Origin of the sequence: Nocardioides pantholopis (genome assembly GCF_003710085.1) — a bacterium.
GTDB classification, from domain to species: Bacteria; Actinomycetota; Actinomycetes; order Propionibacteriales; family Nocardioidaceae; genus Nocardioides; species Nocardioides pantholopis.
In genome coordinates this window covers 1,181,425-1,200,159 of record NZ_CP033324.1, presented here as the reverse complement: position 1 = coordinate 1,200,159, position 18,735 = coordinate 1,181,425, and the positions used below count along the sequence as shown (strand labels likewise).

Genomic DNA, 18,735 nt, shown 5'->3' with positions numbered 1-18,735 from the left:
CTTTCGACCCATTGCTCAAGAACCTTCCATCGACTCGTTCATCAACATCACGACAGTGGCCTCCGCCACGGTGGTCCCCGCGCCGGTGCGGATCTCCCAGCCGAGCTCCTGCACCACGCGGCCCCGGCTGGCCGGCCGGGCGGGGCCCGGGGTCAGCCGCACCACGAGGGAGTCGCCGGGGCGGACCATGTCCAGGAAGCGCACCGAGCGCATCTCGAGCATCGCCACCGCGGCGTCGAGCGCGCCGGACTGCTCCACGAGGCCGCCGGCCAGCAGCAGCACCGCCTGGCCGGGCAGCGGCACGTCCGCCCGGCTCCCGGAGGCGGGCCGGAACAGCGGGTGGGTGAACCCGCCGCGCTCGACCAGCGTGGTCACCAGCTCCTCGGTGACCTCGACGGTCGGGGTCTCAACGAACCTCGCGGACATCGGCACTCCCCCAGCTCGGCGCCCGCTGCTCGACCCAGGCGGTGTAGCCCTCGGCCGCGCCCGGGACGCGCAGGAACTTCTCGAACAGCGCGCGCTCGTGGCGCAGGCCCTCGGCCAGCGGCAGGTCCTGGGCCGCGCCGATGCCCAGCTTCGTCGCGGCGATCGCGGCCCGGGAGCGTCCGCGCAGCGTGCCGAGGAGCCGCTCGACCTCGGCGGCGAGCTCGGTCCGCGGCAGGACGGCCAGGGCGAGGCCCCAGGCGAGCATGGTGTGGCCGTCGAGCCACATCGAGGTCAGCATCAGGGCCTTGGCCCGCTGGTCGCCGAGCTTGCGGGCCGCCCGCTGGCTGGCGCCCGCCCCCGGCGGCACCCCGAAGGCCAGGTGGATGTCGCCGACCCGGGCGCCCTCGGCGACGACCACGAGGTCGCAGGCCAGGAGCAGCTCGAAGCCGCCCGCCCGCGCCAGGCCGTTGACCTGCGCGATCACCGGGACCGGCAGCAGCTCCAGGCGGCGCAGCACCGCGTGGAAGCGGTCCAGGAACGGCAGGAAGACCCCGTCGGGGTCGGCGAAGCACTCCCCCAGGAACGTGATGTCCATCCCGACGCTGAAGGCCTTCTCCCCCGCGCCGGTGATGACGACGGCCCGCAGGTCCTCGTCCTCCTCGGCGCGGGTCAGCGCCTCCTCCAGCCCGGTCAGGGTCTGCGGCGAGACGCTGTTGAGCGTCTCGGGGCCGTCGAGCAGCAGGTGCAGCACCTGGTCCTCGACCCGGGACCGGACGACTGTCATCGCGGGCACGCGCCGCTCACCTCGAGGGCGAAGTCGCGGATGTGGGCGGCGTACTCCTGCGGGGCCCGCAGGTGCGGCTGGCCCGGCAGACCCGGCAGCACCGCCAGGCGCCCGAACCGGGCCAGAGCCAGCGCCAGCGGGTCCTTGTCGGCGAGCATGTCGTGCTCGGCGTCCAGCAGCAGCACCGGGACCCGGAGGTCGGCGAGCGGCTGGGCGGGGTCGTGCCGGAACGCCGCGTTGTAGCCCCAGTTGTAGCGCTCGGCGACCCGCATCACCTCGACCACGGCGGTGTGCAGCATCGGGGCGGTGAGGTCGGGCCAGATCCGCCGGTAGCGCTCGACGGCCCAGGCGAACTGGGTGCCGTCGAGGTCCTGCGCGACGTCCGGCGCCCAGGAGGCGAGCATCTCGGCGCGCTCGTCGGCGCTGAACAGCGCGACCCCGGAGAGGAAGACGCCGGCCGCGAGGCCGGGGACGGCGTGGGCGGCCTCGATGGCCAGCGACGCACCGGTGTGCACGCCGCCGAGGACCGCGTCCCGCATCCCGAGCGCGTGGGCGGCCTCGCCGAGCACCGCCGCGTAGTCGGGGATCTCGAACCGGTCGTGGACCGGCGGCTCGGAGGCGCCGTACCCCGGGGTGTCGAAGGCGACCGCCCGGCAGTGCGTGCCGAGCTCCCGGAGCACGTCGTCGTAGACCCGGCACGAGAGCGGGGACTCGTGGAACAGGGCCACCCACGGCCCGCTGTCGCCGGCGGCGCGGTAGTGGACCTGGCCCCAGGCCGCGTCGACGTAGCCGCTGCGGATCCTCATCGCGGGCCGCCGACCTTGACCAGCAGCTCGGCGCCCTCGGGCGCGCCGAGCTCCGGCACGCTGGCCCCGGCGGGGACGTGCACCAGGCCGGTCTCGACGAGCAGGTGCCCGTCGACCAGCAGCGGGCCGGTCGTGTTGACGACGAACCGCTCCCGGTCCGTGACGGCCGGAGCGGCCGTCCATCCAGCGGGCGCGCCGACGAGCAGCGAGCACGCCCCGGTCACGGCGTTGCTGCTGAGCACCTTGGCCCGCAGGCCGGTGCCGCCGAGCGCGGCCACGGTGTCGTCGTGCGGGCGCCACGGCATGAACCGGGTCTCGGTGCGCCGGACGTAGCCGCGGGGGCCGATCGCGCGCTCGCCGTCGCTCAGCGCCTGGCTCCCGGCGTCCTCGTCCGGGCGGACCACGCGGGTGACCCGCTCGCTGGCCTCGCCGGGGTCGGTCCCCTCCATCATCAGGATCGCCGCGAAGCCGCCCTCGCTGGCGGCGGAGTGCACCCAGCCCGGGGGCCGCCAGAAGTAGTCGCCCCGCTCGAGGTCGCCCTCCGCGGAGAGCCGCACCCGCCCGTCCAGGACGTAGCACTCCTCGACGCTGTCGTGGAAGGCCTCGCTGAGGTCGACGTACCCGGGGTCGGCGCGCACGTGGTCGATGCGCCGCGAGCTGGCGCCGTCGAGCCACAGCGAGCGCGCGTGGTACCGGGAGAGCAGCTCGAGCGCCGCCTCACGGCTCGCGCCGATGTGGTCGCGGAAGGCGGGCTCCATGGTCTCGAAGACCTCCGCGCCGTTCACCCAGGGCAGCGCCGCCCCGTCGACGACCGTGGTCGATCCGCTCACCCGGCGACCTCGTCGGTGCTCTGCTGGCGCACGGCGGTGTCGCCGGCGAACGCCTGGTAGGCGTGCCGCTCGCGCGGGTCGGCGGAGAGCCGGGCCGAGAGCAGGGTCTGGGTGTAGGCGTGGCCCGGGCGGTCGAAGAGCTGCCGGGTGGGCGCGGTCTCGACGATCTCGCCGAGGTACATCACCGCGATCCGGTCGCTGACCCACTCCACGGTGTGCATGTCGTGGGAGACGAACAGGTAGGCCATCGAGAACTCGTCCTGCAGCTCCGCGAGGAGCGCGAGGACCTGGGCCCGGATCGAGAGGTCCAGCGACGACGTGGGCTCGTCGAGCACCATGAAGCGGGGCCGGCTGATGATCGCCCGGGCGATGCCCACCCGCTGCTGCTGGCCGCCGGAGAGCTCCCCGGGCAGCCGCCGCGCGGCGTCGGCGGGCAGCCCGACCCGGTCCAGCGTGGCGAGCACCTGCGCACGGGTCTCGGTCGTGCCCAGGCCCGGCTGGTGGATCTCCAGCGGCTCGGCGACGATCGAGCCGACCGAGAGCCGCGGGTTGAGCGACTCGTACGGCTCCTGGAAGACGATCTGCATCTCGGCGCGCTTGGCCCGCATCGCCTTGTCGTCGAGGCCGGAGAGGTCGGTCCCGTCGAAGGACACCGTGCCGCTGTCGAGGTCGAGCAGCCGGAGCACCGCACGGCCCAGGGTGGACTTGCCCGACCCGCTCTCGCCGATCACCGCGAGCGTCTCGCCCTCGTCGATGTGCAGCGAGACGCCGCGCAGCGCCCGCACCGGGTCGGCCCCGCGCAGGCGCGGGGCGAACGTCTTGACCGCGCTGTCGACCTCAACGAGTGACACTGAGCTTCTCCCCTGCCTTGGGCACCGAGCCGATGAGCTTCTTCGTGTACGGGTGCTGCGGGTCGACCATCACCTGCATGACGTCGCCGGACTCGACCACCTCGCCGGCGTACATCACGACCGCCTTCTGGCAGTACTGGGCGATCACGCCCAGGTCGTGGGTGACCAGCACCATCGAGCGGTTCTCCGAGCGCACCAGCCCGGAGATCAGGTCGAGGATCTGGGCCTGGACCGTGGCGTCGAGCCCGGTCGTCGGCTCGTCGGCGAACAGCAGCCGCGGCCCGAGGGTCGTGGCCAGCGCGATCACGACCCGCTGGGCCATGCCGCCGGAGAGCTGGTGGGCGTAGCCGTGGAGCACCCGCTCGGGCGCCACGATCCCGACCCCGCGCAGCATCTCCACCGCGATCTCGCGCGACTCCTTCTTCGACACCCCGGTCCGGTGCGCCTTCTGCAGCTCGTAGAACTGCCGCTCGATCGGGTAGATCGGGTTCAGCGAGCCGAACGGGTTCTGCGCGACGAAGCCGATGTGGCGGCCCCGGATCCGCCGGATCTCGCGCTTGTCGATCGTGGCCAGGTCGGCCTGCCCGACCAGGTCGATCCGGTCCGCGGTCACCGTGCTGTTGGAGCCCAGCAGCCGCAGGATGCCCTTGATGGTCGTGGACTTGCCGCAGCCCGACTCCCCCATGATGCCCACGATCTCCCCGGCGTGGGCCTGCAGGTCGACGCCCTTGACGGGGTTCACCTGGCCGTCCGGGGTGTCGATGGTCACCGCGAGGTTGCGGACGTCGAGCACGAGGTCGTCGCTCACCGGTGGCTCCTGGCGGTCGTGTCGCCGATCGCGTCGGCGAGCTGGTTGAAGGCGAGGACGCACAGCAGCACGACCAGGCCGGGGAACGTCGCGATCCACCACTCGCCCGAGGACATCGAGCCAGCGCCGTCGCGGATCATCGAGCCCCACGACGGCGTCGGCGCGCTGACGCCGACCCCGAGGAAGGAGAGCGAGGCGATCACGACGATCGCGTTGGCGATCGTCAGCGAGGTCTGCACGAGGACCACGCCCCAGACGTTCGGGAGGAGGTGGCGGAAGGTGACCCGCCGCGGCGGCGCCCCCATCGCGATCGCCGCCTCGATGAAGCGCGACTGGCGCAGGGCCAGCACCTCGCTGCGCAGCAGCCGCATGTAGCGCGGGATGTTGATCAGCGCGATCGCGATCACGACCATGTAGAGCTTGTTGCCCGACAGCGAGACCAGCGCCAGCGCGAGGATCAGCAGCGGGAACGCCTGGAAGGCGTCCAGCCCGCGCACCAGGCGCTCGCTGCCCTTGCCCTTGGTGCTGGCGGCCAGGCCGAGCAGCACGCCGAGGACCAGGGAGAGGACGGTGCCGCCCAGCGCCAGGGACAGGTCCACCCGGGCGGCGTCGATGACCCGGCTGAACACGTCGGCGCCGGCGCCGTCGGTGCCGAACCAGTGCGCCCCCGAGGGGGCCTGCAGGGTGGCGGTGCTGTCGGTGTCGCTCGGGTCGTGGGGCAGCGGCGCGACCAGGCTCGCGAGCAGCAGCAGGACGATGAACCCCACCCCGATCGCGGCCGCCTTGTGCTGGCGGACCAGGCGCAGGGCGGCGCTGCTGCGGGTGGGCGCGAATACCTCAGGCATGCGAGATCCTCGGGTCGAGAAGGCCGATGACGATGTCGAGCACGGTGTAGACGATCAGCGTGATCGCACCGGCGACCAGGACCATGCCCTGCACGACCGGGATGTCGAGCTTGATGATCCCCTCCAGCGACCAGCGGCCGATGCCGTCCCAGGAGAAGATCCGCTCCACGATCGCCTCCCCGCCGAGCAGCGAGGCGAAGATGACCCCGGCGTACGTCACGATCGTGGTCCGGGCCTCGACGAACGCGTAGCGCACCACTGTCCGCTCGGGCAGCCCGAGGGCCCGGGCGAACTGCGCCTGCTGGGAGTTCAGGGCCTTGCCGATCGTGGTCCGCGCGGTCTTCGCGAAGTACGCCGCGTAGACCAGCCCCAGCGTGATCACCGGCAGCATCAGGTGCTGGAGCACCGACACGAACAGGCCGAGGTCCCCGGCGATCAGCGCGTCGACGGTGTGGAAGCCGGTGACCTTCTCCGGCGCCTGCTCGAGCAGGCCCACCCGGCCGGTCGGCGCCGGTGCGACGCCGAGCAGGAAGAACAGCGTGTAGATCAGGATCAGGCCCAGGAAGAAGTCCGGGATGGCCTGGAAGACGCCGACCACCAGCCGGCTCGCCTTGTCGGCCCACCGGCCGCGCAGGTAGGCGCCGAGGGCGCCGACCGCGACGCCGAGGACCCCGGCCAGGAGCACGGCCAGCAGGATCAGCTCCAGGGTGGCCGGCAGCTTCTCCGCCACCTCGTCGAGCACCGGGCGCTTGGAGAAGTACGACGTGCCGAGGTCGCCCTGCAGCAGGCCGCCGAGGTAGTCGACGTACCGGGCGCCGATGGAGTCGTCCAGGCGCAGGTCGGCACGGATCTGCTCGACCTGCTCGGTGGTCGCCATCGGGCCGGCGATCAGCTCAGCGGGGTCTCCGGGGGTGACGCTGACCAGCAAGAAGGACAGCGTCACCAGCCCGAAGAGCGCCGCGGCGAGGAAGCCCAGTCGCGACAGCACCAGCCGGAGCGGGCCGGAGGCCTTCGACGGCTTCTTGGGGGCGACCCCCGGGACTGCGCTCAGGGCCATGGGTCACCCCCGCTTCAGGTTGACGTACGGGACGCCGCCGGAGGGCACGGAGATCCGTCCCTCGAGGTCAGCGGCCTCGCCGGTGATGTCGGGCATCTCGACCAGCGAGAAGATCGGCTGGTTCTCGCGCAGCACGTCCATGGCCTCGTCCACGACCGTGTCGCGCTCCTCGCCCAGGTCCAGGCGCAGGGTGCGGCCGACGAGCTCGTCGAACTGCGGGTTGGCGAAGCCGACCTTGTTCAGCGCCGAGCCGGTGCCGTTGTAGAGGTACATCGAGAAGCCCGGGTCGGGCTGCGAGGGCCGGTCGGAGTACAGGTAGGCCTGCATCGACTGGCTGGAGACGGCCTCCTCGAAGTCGGCCGGCGACGGGACGTTCTTGATCGTCACCTCGACGCCGATCTCCTTGAGGTCACTCTGGATCAGCCGCGCGATGTTCTCGGCGTACGGGCCGGGACGCTCGGAGCTGATCGAGATCTCGATCGACAGGCCGTCGGCGTAGCCGGCGTCGGCGAGCAGCTGGGCCGCCTGCTTCGGGTCGTACTCGATCATCGGCTCCTGGTCGGCCATCATGCTGCTCGGCACGGGCGTCCAGGCCGGCTTGGCGTAGCCCTGGTAGACCGACTCGACGATGCCCTCGCGGTCGATGGCCATGTTGATGGCCTTGCGGACCTCGGGCTTCTTCAGGTCCGGGTCCTTCATGCTGAGGTTGAGGTTGTGCCGGTTGGCGTCCGGCTGCACGTTGACCTTGGTGGCGCTGTTGTCCTCGATCTTCTTCAGCTGGTCGATCGGGGGCTCGGAGATGATGTCGACCTCGCCGGCCATCAGCAGCTGCGCGCGGTTGGCGCCGTCCGGGACGCTGCGGATCACGACGTCCTCGAAGTAGGGCTTCTCGTCCCAGTAGTTCGGGTTCTGGGACATCCGGATCTCCTCGCCGGGGGCGATGGAGTCCAGCTGGTAGGGCCCGAAGCCCGCGGAGTTCTGCGCCAGCCACTCCCCGGCGTAGGGGTCGGCGTCGGTCGCGTGCTTCTTGGCCTCGGTCGAGTCGAGGATGCCCATCAGCGGGTAGGCGACCACCGAGAGGCTGATCGAGGACGGCGCGGTGAGGTTGTAGCGCACCGTGTAGTCGTCGATCTTCTCCATCGGGTTCTTCAGGTCGACGTTCGCCGGCTTCATCAGCGACGCGGCCTGGATGCTCGCCGGGTTGGAGACGAACCGCTGGTAGGTCCACACCACGTCGTCGGCGGTCATCTCGTTGCCGTACTGGCTCTTCACGCCCTTGCGCAGCTTGAACGTGAACTGGGTGCGGTCCGCGTTGGGCTCGAAGGACTCGGCGAGGGCGGGGACCAGCTCGTCGGTCGCGATGACCGTGTCGTCACCGGCCTTCGAGTAGTCGTACTCGAGCAGGCCCGAGAGGAAGGCGTCGGTGGAGTACACGACGGTGTTGCCCGTGTAGACCATCGGGTCCAGCTGCGGGGGCACCGCCGACCAGGCCATCACCAGCGTCTTGTCGCGGGCGCCGGAATCACTGTCGGAGGACCCGCCGCCACAGGCGGCCAGCACGCCGGTGGCCAGCGTGGCGACCGCGGTGACCGCGATCCGGCGCTTCACAGTTGAACGCATCTCGACTCCATCTCCCGAGCACGGGACAACCGGCTCGCTTTATATGTCAGACATAAGGTACGAGCCAGGTGATCCAGAGCACAAGACACTCACCAACTATTTCACCTTGCGAGCCTGGACTGGGTAGCCAACCGGCGGTTGCCCGGCCTACGCTCCCCAGGAATCCGGGTCGGCAGTTCCGCCTGTCACGGTCGTCGGCGCTCCATGGCCGATCAACCTGACATATCGATCCCGGCCCTGCCGACAGTGAGGTAGCCGTGCTGAGCGCAGCACCGTTCGACGAGCCCGCCACCCGCAGCGACGTCCGCGCGATGACCGCCGACCTGCTGGCCCGGCACCTGCCCGCCGAGGAGGCCGCGCGCACCGACCGCGAGGGCGGCTTCGGCCGCGGCGTCTGGCGGGCGCTGGGCGAGGCGGGGCTGCTCGGCCTGGCGGCCGACGAGGACGCCGGCGGCAGCGGCGGCACCGTCGGGGACGCCGTGGCGGTGACCGAGGAGATCGCCCGGGTGCTCCCCAGCCTGGCCGTCGACTACGTGCTCAGCGGCATGGCGATGCGGATGCTCGCCGATCCCGCGTGCGGCGTCGTCGCGGACTGGCTGCCGTCGGTCGCCGCCGGCGAGCGGATCTGCAGCTTCGGCCTGAGCGAGCCCGGCGTCGGGACCGATCTGCTCGGCCTGCGCAGCCGGGCCACGCTCGTGGACGGCGAGTGGCGGGTCAGCGGCCAGAAGACCTGGATCTCGCTGGCCGGCGAGGCCGACCACGTGTTCGTGCTGTGCCGCACCGACCCGGCCGAGGACGGGCGCAGGGCCCGCGGCCTGAGCCTGATCGCCGTACCCACCGACCAGCCGGGGGTGAGCGTGCGCCGCGTGCACCTGGCCGGCATGCGCGCCGCGGGGACCTGCGAGGTGTTCCTCGACGAGGCCCGCGCCCCCGAGGACCACCTCGTCGGGCGCCGCGGCCGCGGGCTGCAGATGATCTCCCAGGCCCTCGACGTCGAGCGGGTGATGGCGGCGGCGATCAGCCTCGGCATCGGCCGCGCGGCGCTCGACCTGCACGTCGCGTACGCCGGGGAGCGGGAGGCCTTCGGTGCGCCGATCGGCGCGCTCCAGGCCGTCCAGCACCCCGCCGCGGACAGCGTCGCCGAGCTGAGCGCGGCCCGGGCGCTGGTCAACTCGACGGTCGGCCGGATCGAGCGCGGCGAGGACGCGCTCGCCCACTCGGCGATGGCCAAGCTGGTCGCCGCCGAGACGACCGCGCGGGTCACCGACCGCGGCATGCGCGCGCTGGGCGCGATGGGCCTGGCCGAGGAGTCGGCGATGCAGATGTACTTCCGCGACGCCCGGCTCCAGCTGTTCAGCCCGATCAGCAACGAGATGATCCGCAACCTGCTCGGCGAGGCCCTGGGCCTGCCGCGGAGCTACTGATGTTCGACGGCATCGACGAGCTGGTCCTCCCGGTGGCCGACGCCGGCCCGCTGACCAGGCTCTACCGCGACCTGCTCGGCTTCACCGAGCTCGCCGACGACACCGACCCCGACCCCCGGCTGCAGGAGCTGTGGGGCCTGCCGCTGCCGCCGGCCCGCAGCGTGCTGCTGGGCAAGCCGCGCAGCGCCGGCGGCTGGATCCGGCTCGTCGAGGTCCCCGGTCTGCCGCCCGCGACCCCCGCGGGGCGACCGGACCGGGTCGGCCCCTATGCCCTGGACTTCTACCTGCGCGACGCGGACGCTGTCGAGGACCGGGTCGAGGCGGGCGGCGGCAGGTTCCGCACCCCGGCCGTGCACTACCCGTTGCCGGGCACCGACCTCCCCGTCCGGGAGCGGATGCTGGTCCAGCCCGAGTCCGGGCTGCTGCACGCGTTCGTCCAGTACCGCCCCCGCGGCACCCGCTGCGTGATCGACCACGACCCGGCCGAGGACACCAGCGAGGTCGTGGCAGCGGTCTTCCTGACCGACGACCTGGACGGGGCGACCGCGTTCGCCCGCGACGTCCTGGGCGGTCAGCAGTACTTCACCGGGCGCTTCGACGGCCCCGGGGTCGAGCAGATGCTCGACCTGGGACCGGGCGAGGGGTTCGAGGCCGCACTGTTCCGCGGGCCCCGCTCCCGCAACGCGCGCCTGGAGTTCGCCGCCGCGATGCCCGGCGGCACCCGGCCGCCGGACCCGGTGCCCCGGGTCGTGGCCGTGTGCGACGTACCCGACCTGGACCGCCTGCGGTCGCTGGTGCAGGACCGTCCCGGGCACGGGGAGCTCACCTCCGAGCTCGTGCTGGACGGCGTGCGCCACCTCGGCCTCGCCTCCGCGTACGGCGCCCGGCTGGTGTTCCGGGAACGGGACCGGTGAGCACCGCGGTCCCCCGGCGCTCGCCCGGGCTGCTGCTGGCGGGGACCGTCGCGCTGCTCCTGGTGACGATGATCGCCAGCTTCACCCCGACCCCGCTCTTCCCGACCTACCAGGACCGGTGGGGGCTCACCGAGGCCCAGGTCAGCCTGGTCTTCGCCGGCTACCCGGCGGGGGTCGTCGTGGTCCTGCTCGGCCTCGGCGGCCTCTCCGACCGGATCGGCCGCCGCCCCACCCTGCTGCTCGGGGCCGCGGTGCTCGTGGCCGCGATGCTGGTGCTCACCAGCGCCGGCAGCCTGGCGCCGCTGCTGGCCGGGCGGCTGCTCCAGGGTCTCGGCGCGGGCCTGATCACCGGCGCCGCCGCGGCGGCGCTGATGGACCTGCACCCGGGCGGGCCGGACAGCGGCTCGTTCGTCAACACCCTGGCGATCAGCCTCGGCGCCGCCCTCGGACCCGTGGTGGCCGGCACGCTGGCGGACGCCTCCTCGCGCCCCCTCGCCGTGCCGTACCTCGCGGTCGTGCTCCTGATGCTGGTCCCGGTGGCGCTGCTGCTGCTGCGCCGCGGGCAGTCCGCCCCGGCGCCGGGCCGCGGCCGGATCGTCCAGCCGGCCCGGGTCGCGCGCCGGATCTGGCTGCCGTTCTCGGTCGCCGCCGGCGGCGTCGTGGTCACGAACACCTGCATGAGCCTCTACGGCGCCTTCGGCCCGCTGGTCGCGCACGCCGTCGGCTGGACCAGCGAGGCCGCGGCGGGCCGGCTGGTCTCGCTGTGCCTGGGCGCGGTGGCCGTGGCGCAGGTGGCCGGCCGCCGCCTCGAGCCGCTCCCGGCGGTGCGGGTCGGCGCGGTGATGGCCGCGCTGGGCTGGGCGCTCACGGCGTACGGCGCCTCGGCCGGCCTGCCCTGGCCGGTCCTGGTCGGCACCGCGCTGCTCGGCAGCGGCGCGGGCCTGTGCCTGCTGGGCGGTGCCAGCCTGATCGGGCGGATCGCCGCGCCGGAGCGGCGCGCGGAGACCTACTCGGCGTTCCTCGTCGTCGCGTTCGGCACCCTCGGCGGGGCGGCCCTGCTCGCCGGACCGGTCCTGGGCCACCTGAGCCTGACGGTCGTCCTGCTCGGCGCCACGACCCTCACCGCCGCCGTGGCCGTGCAGGTCTCCGCGACCGCGCTGGCGCTGGCCCGGCGCGCCGCGGCCGCCTGAGCCGGCCCGCTCGCCCGCGGACCGGTTGATCAGTCGGGCAGGCAGCGCAGCGTGTCCGCCAGCTCGGCCTCGTAGCGCCGGGCGGCCCGCTCCCGCTCGCCGTCGCCCCAGCCGGCCCTGGCCAGCCCGAGCGCGGTCGGGTCCAGGCGGCGCAGGGCCGCGGCGCCCGCGCGAGCGGCGTCGGCGAGCCCGGCGCGCGAGACCACGGTGGCCGCACCGGCCCGGGCGATCTCCTCGGCACTGGCCCGGGCGCCGGTGAGCATCATCCGGCGCACCTGCGGCTCCGGCAGGATCCGGGCCGCGACGGCGGCACCGAGCGGCAGCCCCAGCTCGAGCTCCGGCAGCGCCAGCCAGGCGTTGTCGGAGAGCACCAGCACGTCGGCGCTCGCTGCGAGCAGCGCCCCGGCGCCGACCGCGGCGCCCTGGGCGGCGACGACGACGGCGCCCCGGCACCGCAGCAGCGCCAGCACGGTCGCCGCGCCCTGCTGCACCGTCGCCCGGACCGTCCCGGCGGCGACTGCGGCGGCGTGCTCCTCGAGGTCCTGGCCGGCGCAGAAGTGCCGGCCCTCCGCGCGCAGCACCAGCACCTCGCCGGCGGCCACCGACTCGGCGGCCGCCCGGATCCCGGCGTACCGCGCCTGGCCGAGGGCGTTGCCGCGGCTGCCGTCGAGGACGACAGTGACGACGCCGTCGGCCCGGGCGACCTCGAGGCCGCTCACCGGCCCACTCACCGGTAGGACCGCGGCAGCCGCAGGGCCTTGTGCGCGATGTGGTTGAGCAGCATCTCCGAGCTGACCGGCGCGATCCGGAAGAGCCGGACCAGCCCGGACAGCGTGGCCAGGCCGTACTCGCGCGCCATCCCGTTGCCGCCGTGGGTCTGCATCGCGGCGTCCAGCGCCAGCGATGCGGTCTCCGAGGCCTCGAGCTTCGCCATCGCCGCCGCGACCCCGCCGGTCTCCCCGCGGTCCGCAGCCCGGGCCGCCTCCAGCGTGAGCAGCCGTGCCGCCGTCAGCCGGGTCTCGGCGCGGGCCAGCGGGTGCGCGATCGCCTGGTGGGCCCCGATCGGCTCGCTCCACACGACCCGGTCCCGGGCGTACGCGACTGCCTTGTCCACTGCATAGCGGGAGATCCCGTTGAGCAGCGCGGCGCTCAGGATCCGCTCGGGGTTGAGCCCGCTGAACAGCACGCCGAGCCCGCGCTCGCCGCCGACGATCGCGTCGGCCGGCACCCGGACCCGGTCCAGGAACAGCGAGTACTGGCGCTCCGGGGAGATGATCTCGACAGCGATCTCGGAGCGCGAGAGGCCCTCGACCTCGGTCGGCACGAGGAACGCCTTGGGCCCGGGCGGCAGCTGGTCCGGACCGCCCTGCGCGTCGGCGATCACGACCATGGCGTCGGCGTTGTCGACGTGGGAGACGTAGTACTTCTGCCCGCTCAGCACCCAGGCGCCGTCCTCGAAGACGGCCCGGGTGGAGATGTTGTGGGCGTTGGACCCCGCATCGGGCTCGGTGATCGCGAACGCGAGCACCTTGGACCCGTCGGCGAGCCCGGGCAGCCACTCCTGCTGCTGCGCCGGCGAGCCGTGGTCGGCGAGCATCGTGGCGCACACCGCCGGGGAGAGCGCGATCAGCATCAGCGGGGACCCGCACGCGGCCACCTCCTCGGCGACCACCGCCAGCGCCTCGATGCCCTGCCCGCCGCCGCCGTGCTCCTCGGGGATCGCGACGCCGAGGGCCCCGATCTCGCCGAGTGCGGTCCACAGCTCGCGGGCGTTCCCGCCCTCGGCACTGGTGCGCACGTAGTAGTCGTGGCCGAACCGGCTGCACACCTGCCGGACCGCCGCCCGCAGCGCGGCGAGCTCCTCCGCCCCGGCGGTCGCGGTGGCCCGGGGGCTGGACGTCGTGCTCATCAGAGTTCCTTCCCGGCCCGGCCGACGCCGGGACGATCTCGCTCGGTCAACGGTCGCTCAGCGTCATAGGTCCGAGGTATGAATGATGCGGCGGTTCTGCCGCCCCTGCGCCAGCACCTCGCCGGTGCGGGCGTAGAGCGTGACGTCCTCGAGGCAGAAGTCCTCGGTGGCCCACACCAGCCGTCCCTCCGCGAGGCACCAGCCGTCCTCGGGAAGGGCAATCCCGGGTCGCAGGTGCAGGCTCAGGTCCAGCGTGGGGACGAACGCCGGAGCCCGCTCGTCGAAGAACAGCGCCGGCGGGACCGCGTCCACCAGCACCGCTACCCGGCCCGCGTGGTCCAGCTCGGCGACCTCCGGCGCGGCGGCGTCCAGGCGCAGCCACACCCGGGTCCGCCGCTCGAGACCCCGACTCGAGTGGTCGACCAGACGCAGGTCGAGCAGTCGGCAGTGCGGCAGGTGCCAGTACGCCGGCTCGAACGGCGCCAGCTCCTCCGGCGGGCGTACGCCGCGCAGGTCGGCACCCAGCGCGGCCGCGCACCGTCCGTCCACCCGGGCGAGCTTCGCGGTGGCGCGCGCCCGGTCGTGGCCCTGGCGCAGGGCCACCACGACCGAGGCCGACACCCGACCGACGTGCCGCGGCAGCACCTCGACCACGGCGGCCCCCGGGCGCGCGGCGCCGAGGAACTCGGTCGTCAGCGAGAGCAGGTCGAAGCCCTCGGCGCACTGGGCGGCCGCGGCCAGCTCGGCGATCACCTTGCCGCCGAACGTGCCGTCGTACCCGTCCCACTGGGGGCTCAGGAGCACCTGCCGGACGTGCGGCTCAGCCATCGGCAGCCGGTTCGCGCAGGACCAGGTCGCCGGGCAGCCCGGACCCGGGCCACAGCTCCGGCGAGCGGGACCAGCCGGTCCCGGCCAGGTCGAACCCGTCGACCCCGACCCGCCAGTGCGCGGTCCGGCAGCGCCGCCAGGACGCGTCGGCGGTACTGACGACCTCGTCCTCGCCGAGCGCGGCGAGGTCCCAGCTGCGGATCGGCTCGTCGCTGTGCGGAGCGATCTCGGCCGGGTCCCGGAACACGGCCGGGCCGCCGAACCAGGCGAGGACCGTGCAGCCCTGCGGTGCTGCCATCCGGGTGCGCAGGTGGCGGGCCGGGACCGAGGTGAGTCGGCCCGCGCCGTAGCGCTCCCCCTCCAGCTCCAGGTGGCCGGCGAGGACGACGAAGTCCTCGGCGGCCAGGTAGCCTCCGGGCTCGTCGCGCACGAAGCCGACCGGGAAGCGTCCCAGGATCGCGAACGTCTCGCCGGTCGACGCCAGCGGCACCAGGTCCAGGCCGAGGTTCGCGCCCGGCATCGGCACCGTGCGCCACGACAGGTCGGCGGCGCGCAGGTCAAGACTCTGGGGGCGGGGCATCAGGACACCTGCCGAAACGGGCTCACCTCCGCGACCCTAAATGTCAGACATATGGAGGTCAAGGGTCTGCCCAGCAGCGGACAGCAGCAGGTCGGCCACGAGCTCCGGCGCGGTCAGCGGGGCGTCGTGCCCCGCGGCCAGGACCGTGTACGGCGTACCGCGCGCGTCGAGACGGGCGCGGGTGACCTGCGAGGGGTAGCCGGGCGGCGTCCGGTCGCAGAAGGCGTAGATCTGCCGGACCCCGTCCGGCACGGCGGGAACCGGGTCCAGCGAGGGGGCGACCGGCGTCGGCGTGAGTCGGGCGCTCGTCCAGGCGGCGGTCGCCGCGTCGAGGTCGCCGCCGTCCGCGGTGTCCGCCGCCAGCGGGCGCGGCGGGACCAGCAGGTCGCGCTCCGGCACCGGTCCGCCGGGGCCCAGGTCGAGCGCCCGCTCCCCGGGCTCCGGCACGGCGGCGTCCAGGTGCACCACGCAGCGCAGCCGCTCGGGCACCCGGGCGGCCAGCGCCGTCGTCACGATGCCGCCCTGGCTGTGGCCGACCAGGACCACGTCGGTGAGGTCCTCGGCGACCAGGAGCGCCTCCAGCTCGTCGACCCAGCTGTCCAGACCGGTCACCGCGGCCGCCAGGGCGACCCGCTCGCCGGCGCCGAGCAGGCTGGGCGCGTGCACGTCGTGGCCGGCGGCGACCAGGTGCGGGCGCACCCGCCGCCAGGCCCAGCCGCCCCGGAAGGCCCCGTGCACCAGGACGAACGTCGTCACGGCGCGACCGCGCCCGGCTCGTCGATGACCATCTCGAGGAACTCCCGCGGATAGGAGTCGTAGGGCTGCAGGTGCTCGTACATGAGGACCGTGTGGTCGGCGTACCCCTCCGCGCAGGTGCACTCCTCGTAGCTCTCCACCGAGTCGAACCAGCGCAGGTGGGTGAAGTGCGTGCGGTCCTCGACCCCGCGCACCAGGCGCCGGCCGCGGAAGCCGGGGTGGTCGCGCCAGAACCGGCCGAACTGCTCGTTCAGCGCGATGTAGGCCTGCGCATGCTCCTCGCCCGGCTTGGTCCAGGCCTGGCTCACCACGACGATCATTCGCAACTCCTCTGGATTCGTAGATCATATATCTATAGGGTGCGGGACGTGAGCGGAAGCAGCGCGCAGACCAAGACCATCCACGAGTTCCTCGCCGAGTCCCCGGACGTCGACAGCTCCGAGCTGTGGGCCCAGTTCTGGGAGATCCTCAGCGAGGCCAAGGACCGGATCACCGCAGAGCTCCCGGTGCAGCCGCACCCGAGCAGCGCCGGCCTGGACTACTGGGCCACCGACGACGCCAGCTACGAGGGGGCGATGAACACCTTCGCCGGCGAGCCCGCGGCCGACGGCCCGCACGCCGAGTGGCTGGTGCACTCCTGGATCGGTAACCGGAAGAACTCGATCCTGGACATGAACCTCCAGGTCTGGCTCGGCCCGGAGGTCGACGTACCCCACCTGATCATCGTGTTCGGCACGATCCCGCAGATCTTCTTCTACAGCGAGTTCGTCTCCCGGCGCGACCTGATGGTCGAGACCGACTACCTCGCGAAGTACTACGAGCCGCAGAACGAGTCGTTCCTCCAGCTGCGCGGCGACGACCGCTTCACCTGGTCGGTCAGCCACGGCACGTACATGCGCGCCTTCCTCTCCCCCGTCGCCCACTCCTACGTCGCCGAGCGCACCGAGGACGTCGTGGAGACGCTGCGCGAGGTCGTCCGCGAGCGCGTCGACACCTGGCTGGGCTGGGTGCGCGAGGCGACAGCGGTCCCCGAGGCCGAGCGCGCCGCGCTCCGCCAGCGTGACCACCAGGTCCGCACCTACGGCTACACGCTCGACCCGATGAACGAGCTGTCGAAGAAGTTCCTCGGCGCCGAGCGCGTCGAGGAGCTCGTCGCGGTCCGCGCCGGGTTCCAACAGATGGAGGAAACAGCATGAAGGTCCTGATCATCGGCGCCGGCTTCGTCGGGTCGGCCACGGCCGCCCGGCTCCAGGAGCTCGGCCACGAGGTCACGGTGACGACCACCACCGAGGCGAAGGTCGAGGGGCTCACCGAGCGCTTCGGGAACGCCGTGGTGGTGCGCGGCAGCGACCGGGACGCCGTCCACGCGGCCGTGGCCGGCCAGGACGCGGTCGTCATCAGCGCCGGACCGTCGGCCCAGCAGTCGATGACGCCGGAGGGACGGGCCAAGACGTACCGCGAGATCCTCGTGGACACCGCGGAGAACGTGATCTCCGCGCCCGGGTCGCCGTACCTGGTCGGACTCTCCTCGCTGTCGGTCTACGGCTCCGCGGCCAACCACCTCGACGCCGTCGACGAGGACTCCCCCACCACGGACTCCGACGACCCGAGCCCGAGCAGCTTCCTGCTGATGGAGCAGACCTACCTCCAGGCCGCCGACCGCGCCGCGGTCTTCCGCTGCGGCGACATCTTCGGCCCCGGCGACCCGCCGATCGCGGAGAAGGTCAAGATGGCCCACCAGTACCTCCACGGGTCGGTCCCGTTCGCAGGCGACGCGCTGCTCTACCGCCTCTACGTCGACGACGCCGCCGACGCGGTCGTGCACGCCGTCCAGCAGCGCCTCACCGGGCTGTTCAACCTCACGCACGCCGAGGTCCCGCCCACGAACGCGACGCTCTTCGACACGATCTCGGCGGAGAACGACCTGCCGCCCCTGGAGTACCGCGGCGAGATCGCCGGCCCCACCAAGCCGATCTCGGTCCAGCGCCTGATCGACAGCGGCTTCACCCCCTCGCGGTCCTTCGACCCCGCGCTCACCAAGCTGGTCACCCCCGCCAGCTGATCCCCCACGACCGCCGGCGGCCCTCGGGCCGCCGGCGGTCCGAGGTTTACAGGCACCCGAGGAAAGCCACAGTCCTCAGAGACACCACCAGGAGGCGCCCGTGATCAGCGCTCGCGGAAGATCCGTCCGGCTCGCCGTCGCCGGCGTCGGCCTCGTGCTCGCCGGCGCCGTCCTGGCCGGCTGCAGCGACGACGGCTCCGCCGCCGACCAGGCTCCCGGCGCCTCGGCTCCGCCCTCGGCTCCATCCTCGGGGGCCCCGAGCGGGCCGGCGACCGACGGCGACCCCTGCCCCGCGTCGCTGCCCGAGGTCCCGGACGACCAGGGCGATGACATCGAGCCCGTGGCCGAGACAGCTCCTTCCCTGCCCGCCCCGGAGGAAGCCTGGGCGTGCCGCTACGACCCCGTGGAAGCCGGCCCCGGGCCGGGCGGTCAGGGCACCACGTGGGGCTGGGAGCTCGCCGGGGCCGCCACCCCCGTCGGCGCCGAGGACCTCGCCGCCCTCGCCGACCACCTCCCGCTCCTCAGACCGGCAAACCCGGCCCGCATCTGCACGCTGGAGCTGGGACCGCGGTGGATGCTCGTCTACCGCACCGGCCAGCACCGCACCGGCGTGCTGGTCGACGGCTACGGATGCCGGGACGTCCGTCTCACCGACGACCCGTTCACCACGCCCGCAGGCGAGGCGACCCGACGAGGAACCGTCCCCGGAATCCTGACCGGTCCCCTGCAGCTGCCCAAGGACCTGGCAGCGGTGGTCAAGTCGCAAGGGCACACTGGCGCCTGAGCGCATCGCGACCCGCTCCGGTGGTCGACCCGCTCCGGTGGTCGAGCCGCTCGGTGGTCGAGCCGTGAGGAGCGCCAGCGACGAGCGTGTCGAGACCCTCGGTGGTCGAGCCGTGAGGAGCGCCAGCGACGAGCGTGTCGAGACCAGCGTTCACCGGACCAGATGGTTGCGCGCCGCTGGGGTTGAGGGTCTTGGTCCCGCGGCGAGCCCGCTCCCGTTTCTTGGGGTGACGGTCCCGCCCTCCGTCGCAAGATTTCCTTC

Annotated in this window: 21 protein-coding genes; 6 read left to right on the top strand and 15 right to left on the bottom strand. The window is 73.3% G+C overall.

Going from position 1 to position 18,735, the window contains the following annotated elements:
• Positions 1-15: 15 nt before the first annotated feature.
• Genes EBO35_RS05695 through EBO35_RS05660 form a run of 9 tightly spaced genes read right to left on the bottom strand, consistent with a single transcriptional unit; the run spans position 16 to position 8,027 of the window.
• A complete protein-coding gene (locus EBO35_RS05695) occupies positions 16-426 on the bottom strand; it encodes a MaoC/PaaZ C-terminal domain-containing protein (RefSeq protein ID WP_122816867.1) in 411 nt (136 codons plus the stop codon).
• The gene (locus EBO35_RS05690) at positions 407-1,210 is read right to left on the bottom strand and encodes an enoyl-CoA hydratase/isomerase family protein (RefSeq protein ID WP_241153964.1); all 804 of its coding nucleotides are present in this window, start codon (positions 1,208-1,210) and stop codon (positions 407-409) included. Before EBO35_RS05690 ends, EBO35_RS05695 begins: the two co-directional genes overlap by 20 nt.
• On the bottom strand, positions 1,207-2,016 hold the full coding sequence (locus EBO35_RS05685) for an alpha/beta fold hydrolase (protein WP_164477834.1): 810 nt from the start codon (positions 2,014-2,016) through the stop codon (positions 1,207-1,209). The genes EBO35_RS05690 and EBO35_RS05685 overlap by 4 nt, the downstream gene beginning before the upstream one ends.
• Positions 2,013-2,846 carry a cupin domain-containing protein gene (locus tag EBO35_RS19380; RefSeq protein WP_164477833.1) on the bottom strand — a complete coding sequence of 278 codons (834 nt, stop codon included), beginning with the start codon at positions 2,844-2,846 and terminating at the stop codon, positions 2,013-2,015. Before EBO35_RS19380 ends, EBO35_RS05685 begins: the two co-directional genes overlap by 4 nt.
• Positions 2,843-3,697 (bottom strand): ATP-binding cassette domain-containing protein, encoded by an 855-nt coding sequence (locus EBO35_RS05680; RefSeq protein WP_122816864.1) that lies wholly within the window; start codon positions 3,695-3,697, stop codon positions 2,843-2,845. The genes EBO35_RS19380 and EBO35_RS05680 overlap by 4 nt, the downstream gene beginning before the upstream one ends.
• A complete protein-coding gene (locus EBO35_RS05675; protein ID WP_122816863.1) occupies positions 3,684-4,505 on the bottom strand; it encodes an ABC transporter ATP-binding protein in 822 nt (273 codons plus the stop codon). Before EBO35_RS05675 ends, EBO35_RS05680 begins: the two co-directional genes overlap by 14 nt.
• On the bottom strand, positions 4,502-5,350 hold the full coding sequence (locus tag EBO35_RS05670) for an ABC transporter permease (protein WP_122816862.1): 849 nt from the start codon (positions 5,348-5,350) through the stop codon (positions 4,502-4,504). Before EBO35_RS05670 ends, EBO35_RS05675 begins: the two co-directional genes overlap by 4 nt.
• Complete coding sequence (locus tag EBO35_RS05665; protein ID WP_122816861.1) at positions 5,343-6,407, bottom strand: ABC transporter permease; 1,065 nt, start codon at positions 6,405-6,407, stop codon at positions 5,343-5,345. Before EBO35_RS05665 ends, EBO35_RS05670 begins: the two co-directional genes overlap by 8 nt.
• 3 nt (positions 6,408-6,410) lie before the next feature.
• Positions 6,411-8,027: an ABC transporter substrate-binding protein gene (locus EBO35_RS05660; RefSeq protein WP_122816860.1), complete on the bottom strand. Its 1,617-nt coding sequence runs from the start codon at positions 8,025-8,027 to the stop codon at positions 6,411-6,413.
• 257 nt (positions 8,028-8,284) lie between these two features.
• Between EBO35_RS05660 and EBO35_RS05655 the strand changes: the two genes are divergently transcribed.
• From EBO35_RS05655 to EBO35_RS05645, 3 genes are read left to right on the top strand one after another with little or no spacing between them, the layout of a single operon-like run.
• Entirely contained in the window at positions 8,285-9,451 is a 1,167-nt protein-coding gene (locus EBO35_RS05655; RefSeq protein WP_122816859.1) for an acyl-CoA dehydrogenase family protein, read from the top strand.
• Positions 9,451-10,365 (top strand): VOC family protein, encoded by a 915-nt coding sequence (locus EBO35_RS05650; RefSeq protein ID WP_122816858.1) that lies wholly within the window; start codon positions 9,451-9,453, stop codon positions 10,363-10,365. Before EBO35_RS05655 ends, EBO35_RS05650 begins: the two co-directional genes overlap by 1 nt.
• Positions 10,362-11,555: an MFS transporter gene (locus EBO35_RS05645; RefSeq protein WP_122816857.1), complete on the top strand. Its 1,194-nt coding sequence runs from the start codon at positions 10,362-10,364 to the stop codon at positions 11,553-11,555. The genes EBO35_RS05650 and EBO35_RS05645 overlap by 4 nt, the downstream gene beginning before the upstream one ends.
• 29 nt (positions 11,556-11,584) lie before the next feature.
• On the opposite strand, the gene EBO35_RS05640 is transcribed toward EBO35_RS05645, so the two are convergent.
• The 6 genes from EBO35_RS05640 to EBO35_RS19375 form a co-directional block, all read right to left on the bottom strand.
• A complete protein-coding gene (locus EBO35_RS05640) occupies positions 11,585-12,274 on the bottom strand; it encodes an enoyl-CoA hydratase/isomerase family protein (protein ID WP_164477832.1) in 690 nt (229 codons plus the stop codon).
• Between the two features lie 8 nt (positions 12,275-12,282).
• Positions 12,283-13,464, bottom strand: coding sequence for an acyl-CoA dehydrogenase family protein (locus EBO35_RS05635; protein ID WP_122816855.1), 1,182 nt, complete (start codon positions 13,462-13,464; stop codon positions 12,283-12,285).
• Positions 13,465-13,527: 63 nt separating this feature from the next.
• Positions 13,528-14,292: a thioesterase family protein gene (locus EBO35_RS05630; RefSeq protein ID WP_122816854.1), complete on the bottom strand. Its 765-nt coding sequence runs from the start codon at positions 14,290-14,292 to the stop codon at positions 13,528-13,530.
• Positions 14,285-14,872, bottom strand: coding sequence for a hypothetical protein (locus tag EBO35_RS05625; RefSeq protein WP_122816853.1), 588 nt, complete (start codon positions 14,870-14,872; stop codon positions 14,285-14,287). Before EBO35_RS05625 ends, EBO35_RS05630 begins: the two co-directional genes overlap by 8 nt.
• 36 nt (positions 14,873-14,908) lie before the next feature.
• A complete protein-coding gene (locus tag EBO35_RS05620; RefSeq protein WP_164477831.1) occupies positions 14,909-15,628 on the bottom strand; it encodes an alpha/beta fold hydrolase in 720 nt (239 codons plus the stop codon).
• Positions 15,625-15,948 carry an antibiotic biosynthesis monooxygenase family protein gene (locus EBO35_RS19375; RefSeq protein ID WP_164477830.1) on the bottom strand — a complete coding sequence of 108 codons (324 nt, stop codon included), beginning with the start codon at positions 15,946-15,948 and terminating at the stop codon, positions 15,625-15,627. The genes EBO35_RS05620 and EBO35_RS19375 overlap by 4 nt, the downstream gene beginning before the upstream one ends.
• A 48-nt stretch (positions 15,949-15,996) precedes the next feature.
• Between EBO35_RS19375 and EBO35_RS05615 the strand changes: the two genes are divergently transcribed.
• The 3 genes from EBO35_RS05615 (at position 15,997) to EBO35_RS05605 (ending at position 18,474) form a co-directional block, all read left to right on the top strand.
• Positions 15,997-16,824 (top strand): hypothetical protein, encoded by an 828-nt coding sequence (locus EBO35_RS05615; RefSeq protein ID WP_164477829.1) that lies wholly within the window; start codon positions 15,997-15,999, stop codon positions 16,822-16,824.
• On the top strand, positions 16,821-17,690 hold the full coding sequence (locus tag EBO35_RS05610) for an NAD-dependent epimerase/dehydratase family protein (protein WP_122816851.1): 870 nt from the start codon (positions 16,821-16,823) through the stop codon (positions 17,688-17,690). Before EBO35_RS05615 ends, EBO35_RS05610 begins: the two co-directional genes overlap by 4 nt.
• A gap of 100 nt (positions 17,691-17,790) precedes the next feature.
• Positions 17,791-18,474: a hypothetical protein gene (locus EBO35_RS05605; RefSeq protein WP_122816850.1), complete on the top strand. Its 684-nt coding sequence runs from the start codon at positions 17,791-17,793 to the stop codon at positions 18,472-18,474.
• The last annotated feature ends 261 nt before the right edge of the window (positions 18,475-18,735 follow it).

What these genes read in the sequence shown, in the direction of transcription:
- EBO35_RS05670 (WP_122816862.1), bottom strand. Translation starts at nt 5,350, where the DNA reads ATGCCTGAGGTATTCGCGCCCACCCGCAGCAGCGCCGCCCTGCGCCTG.
- EBO35_RS05635 (WP_122816855.1), bottom strand. Translation starts at nt 13,464, where the DNA reads ATGAGCACGACGTCCAGCCCCCGGGCCACCGCGACCGCCGGGGCGGAG.
- EBO35_RS05665 (WP_122816861.1), bottom strand. Translation starts at nt 6,407, where the DNA reads ATGGCCCTGAGCGCAGTCCCGGGGGTCGCCCCCAAGAAGCCGTCGAAG.
- EBO35_RS05685 (WP_164477834.1), bottom strand. Translation starts at nt 2,016, where the DNA reads ATGAGGATCCGCAGCGGCTACGTCGACGCGGCCTGGGGCCAGGTCCAC.
- EBO35_RS19375 (WP_164477830.1), bottom strand. Translation starts at nt 15,948, where the DNA reads ATGATCGTCGTGGTGAGCCAGGCCTGGACCAAGCCGGGCGAGGAGCAT.
- EBO35_RS05660 (WP_122816860.1), bottom strand. Translation starts at nt 8,027, where the DNA reads ATGCGTTCAACTGTGAAGCGCCGGATCGCGGTCACCGCGGTCGCCACG.
- EBO35_RS05690 (WP_241153964.1), bottom strand. Translation starts at nt 1,210, where the DNA reads ATGACAGTCGTCCGGTCCCGGGTCGAGGACCAGGTGCTGCACCTGCTG.
- EBO35_RS05650 (WP_122816858.1), top strand. Translation starts at nt 9,451, where the DNA reads ATGTTCGACGGCATCGACGAGCTGGTCCTCCCGGTGGCCGACGCCGGC.
- EBO35_RS05695 (WP_122816867.1), bottom strand. Translation starts at nt 426, where the DNA reads ATGTCCGCGAGGTTCGTTGAGACCCCGACCGTCGAGGTCACCGAGGAG.
- EBO35_RS05625 (WP_122816853.1), bottom strand. Translation starts at nt 14,872, where the DNA reads ATGCCCCGCCCCCAGAGTCTTGACCTGCGCGCCGCCGACCTGTCGTGG.
- EBO35_RS05610 (WP_122816851.1), top strand. Translation starts at nt 16,821, where the DNA reads ATGAAGGTCCTGATCATCGGCGCCGGCTTCGTCGGGTCGGCCACGGCC.
- EBO35_RS05630 (WP_122816854.1), bottom strand. Translation starts at nt 14,292, where the DNA reads ATGGCTGAGCCGCACGTCCGGCAGGTGCTCCTGAGCCCCCAGTGGGAC.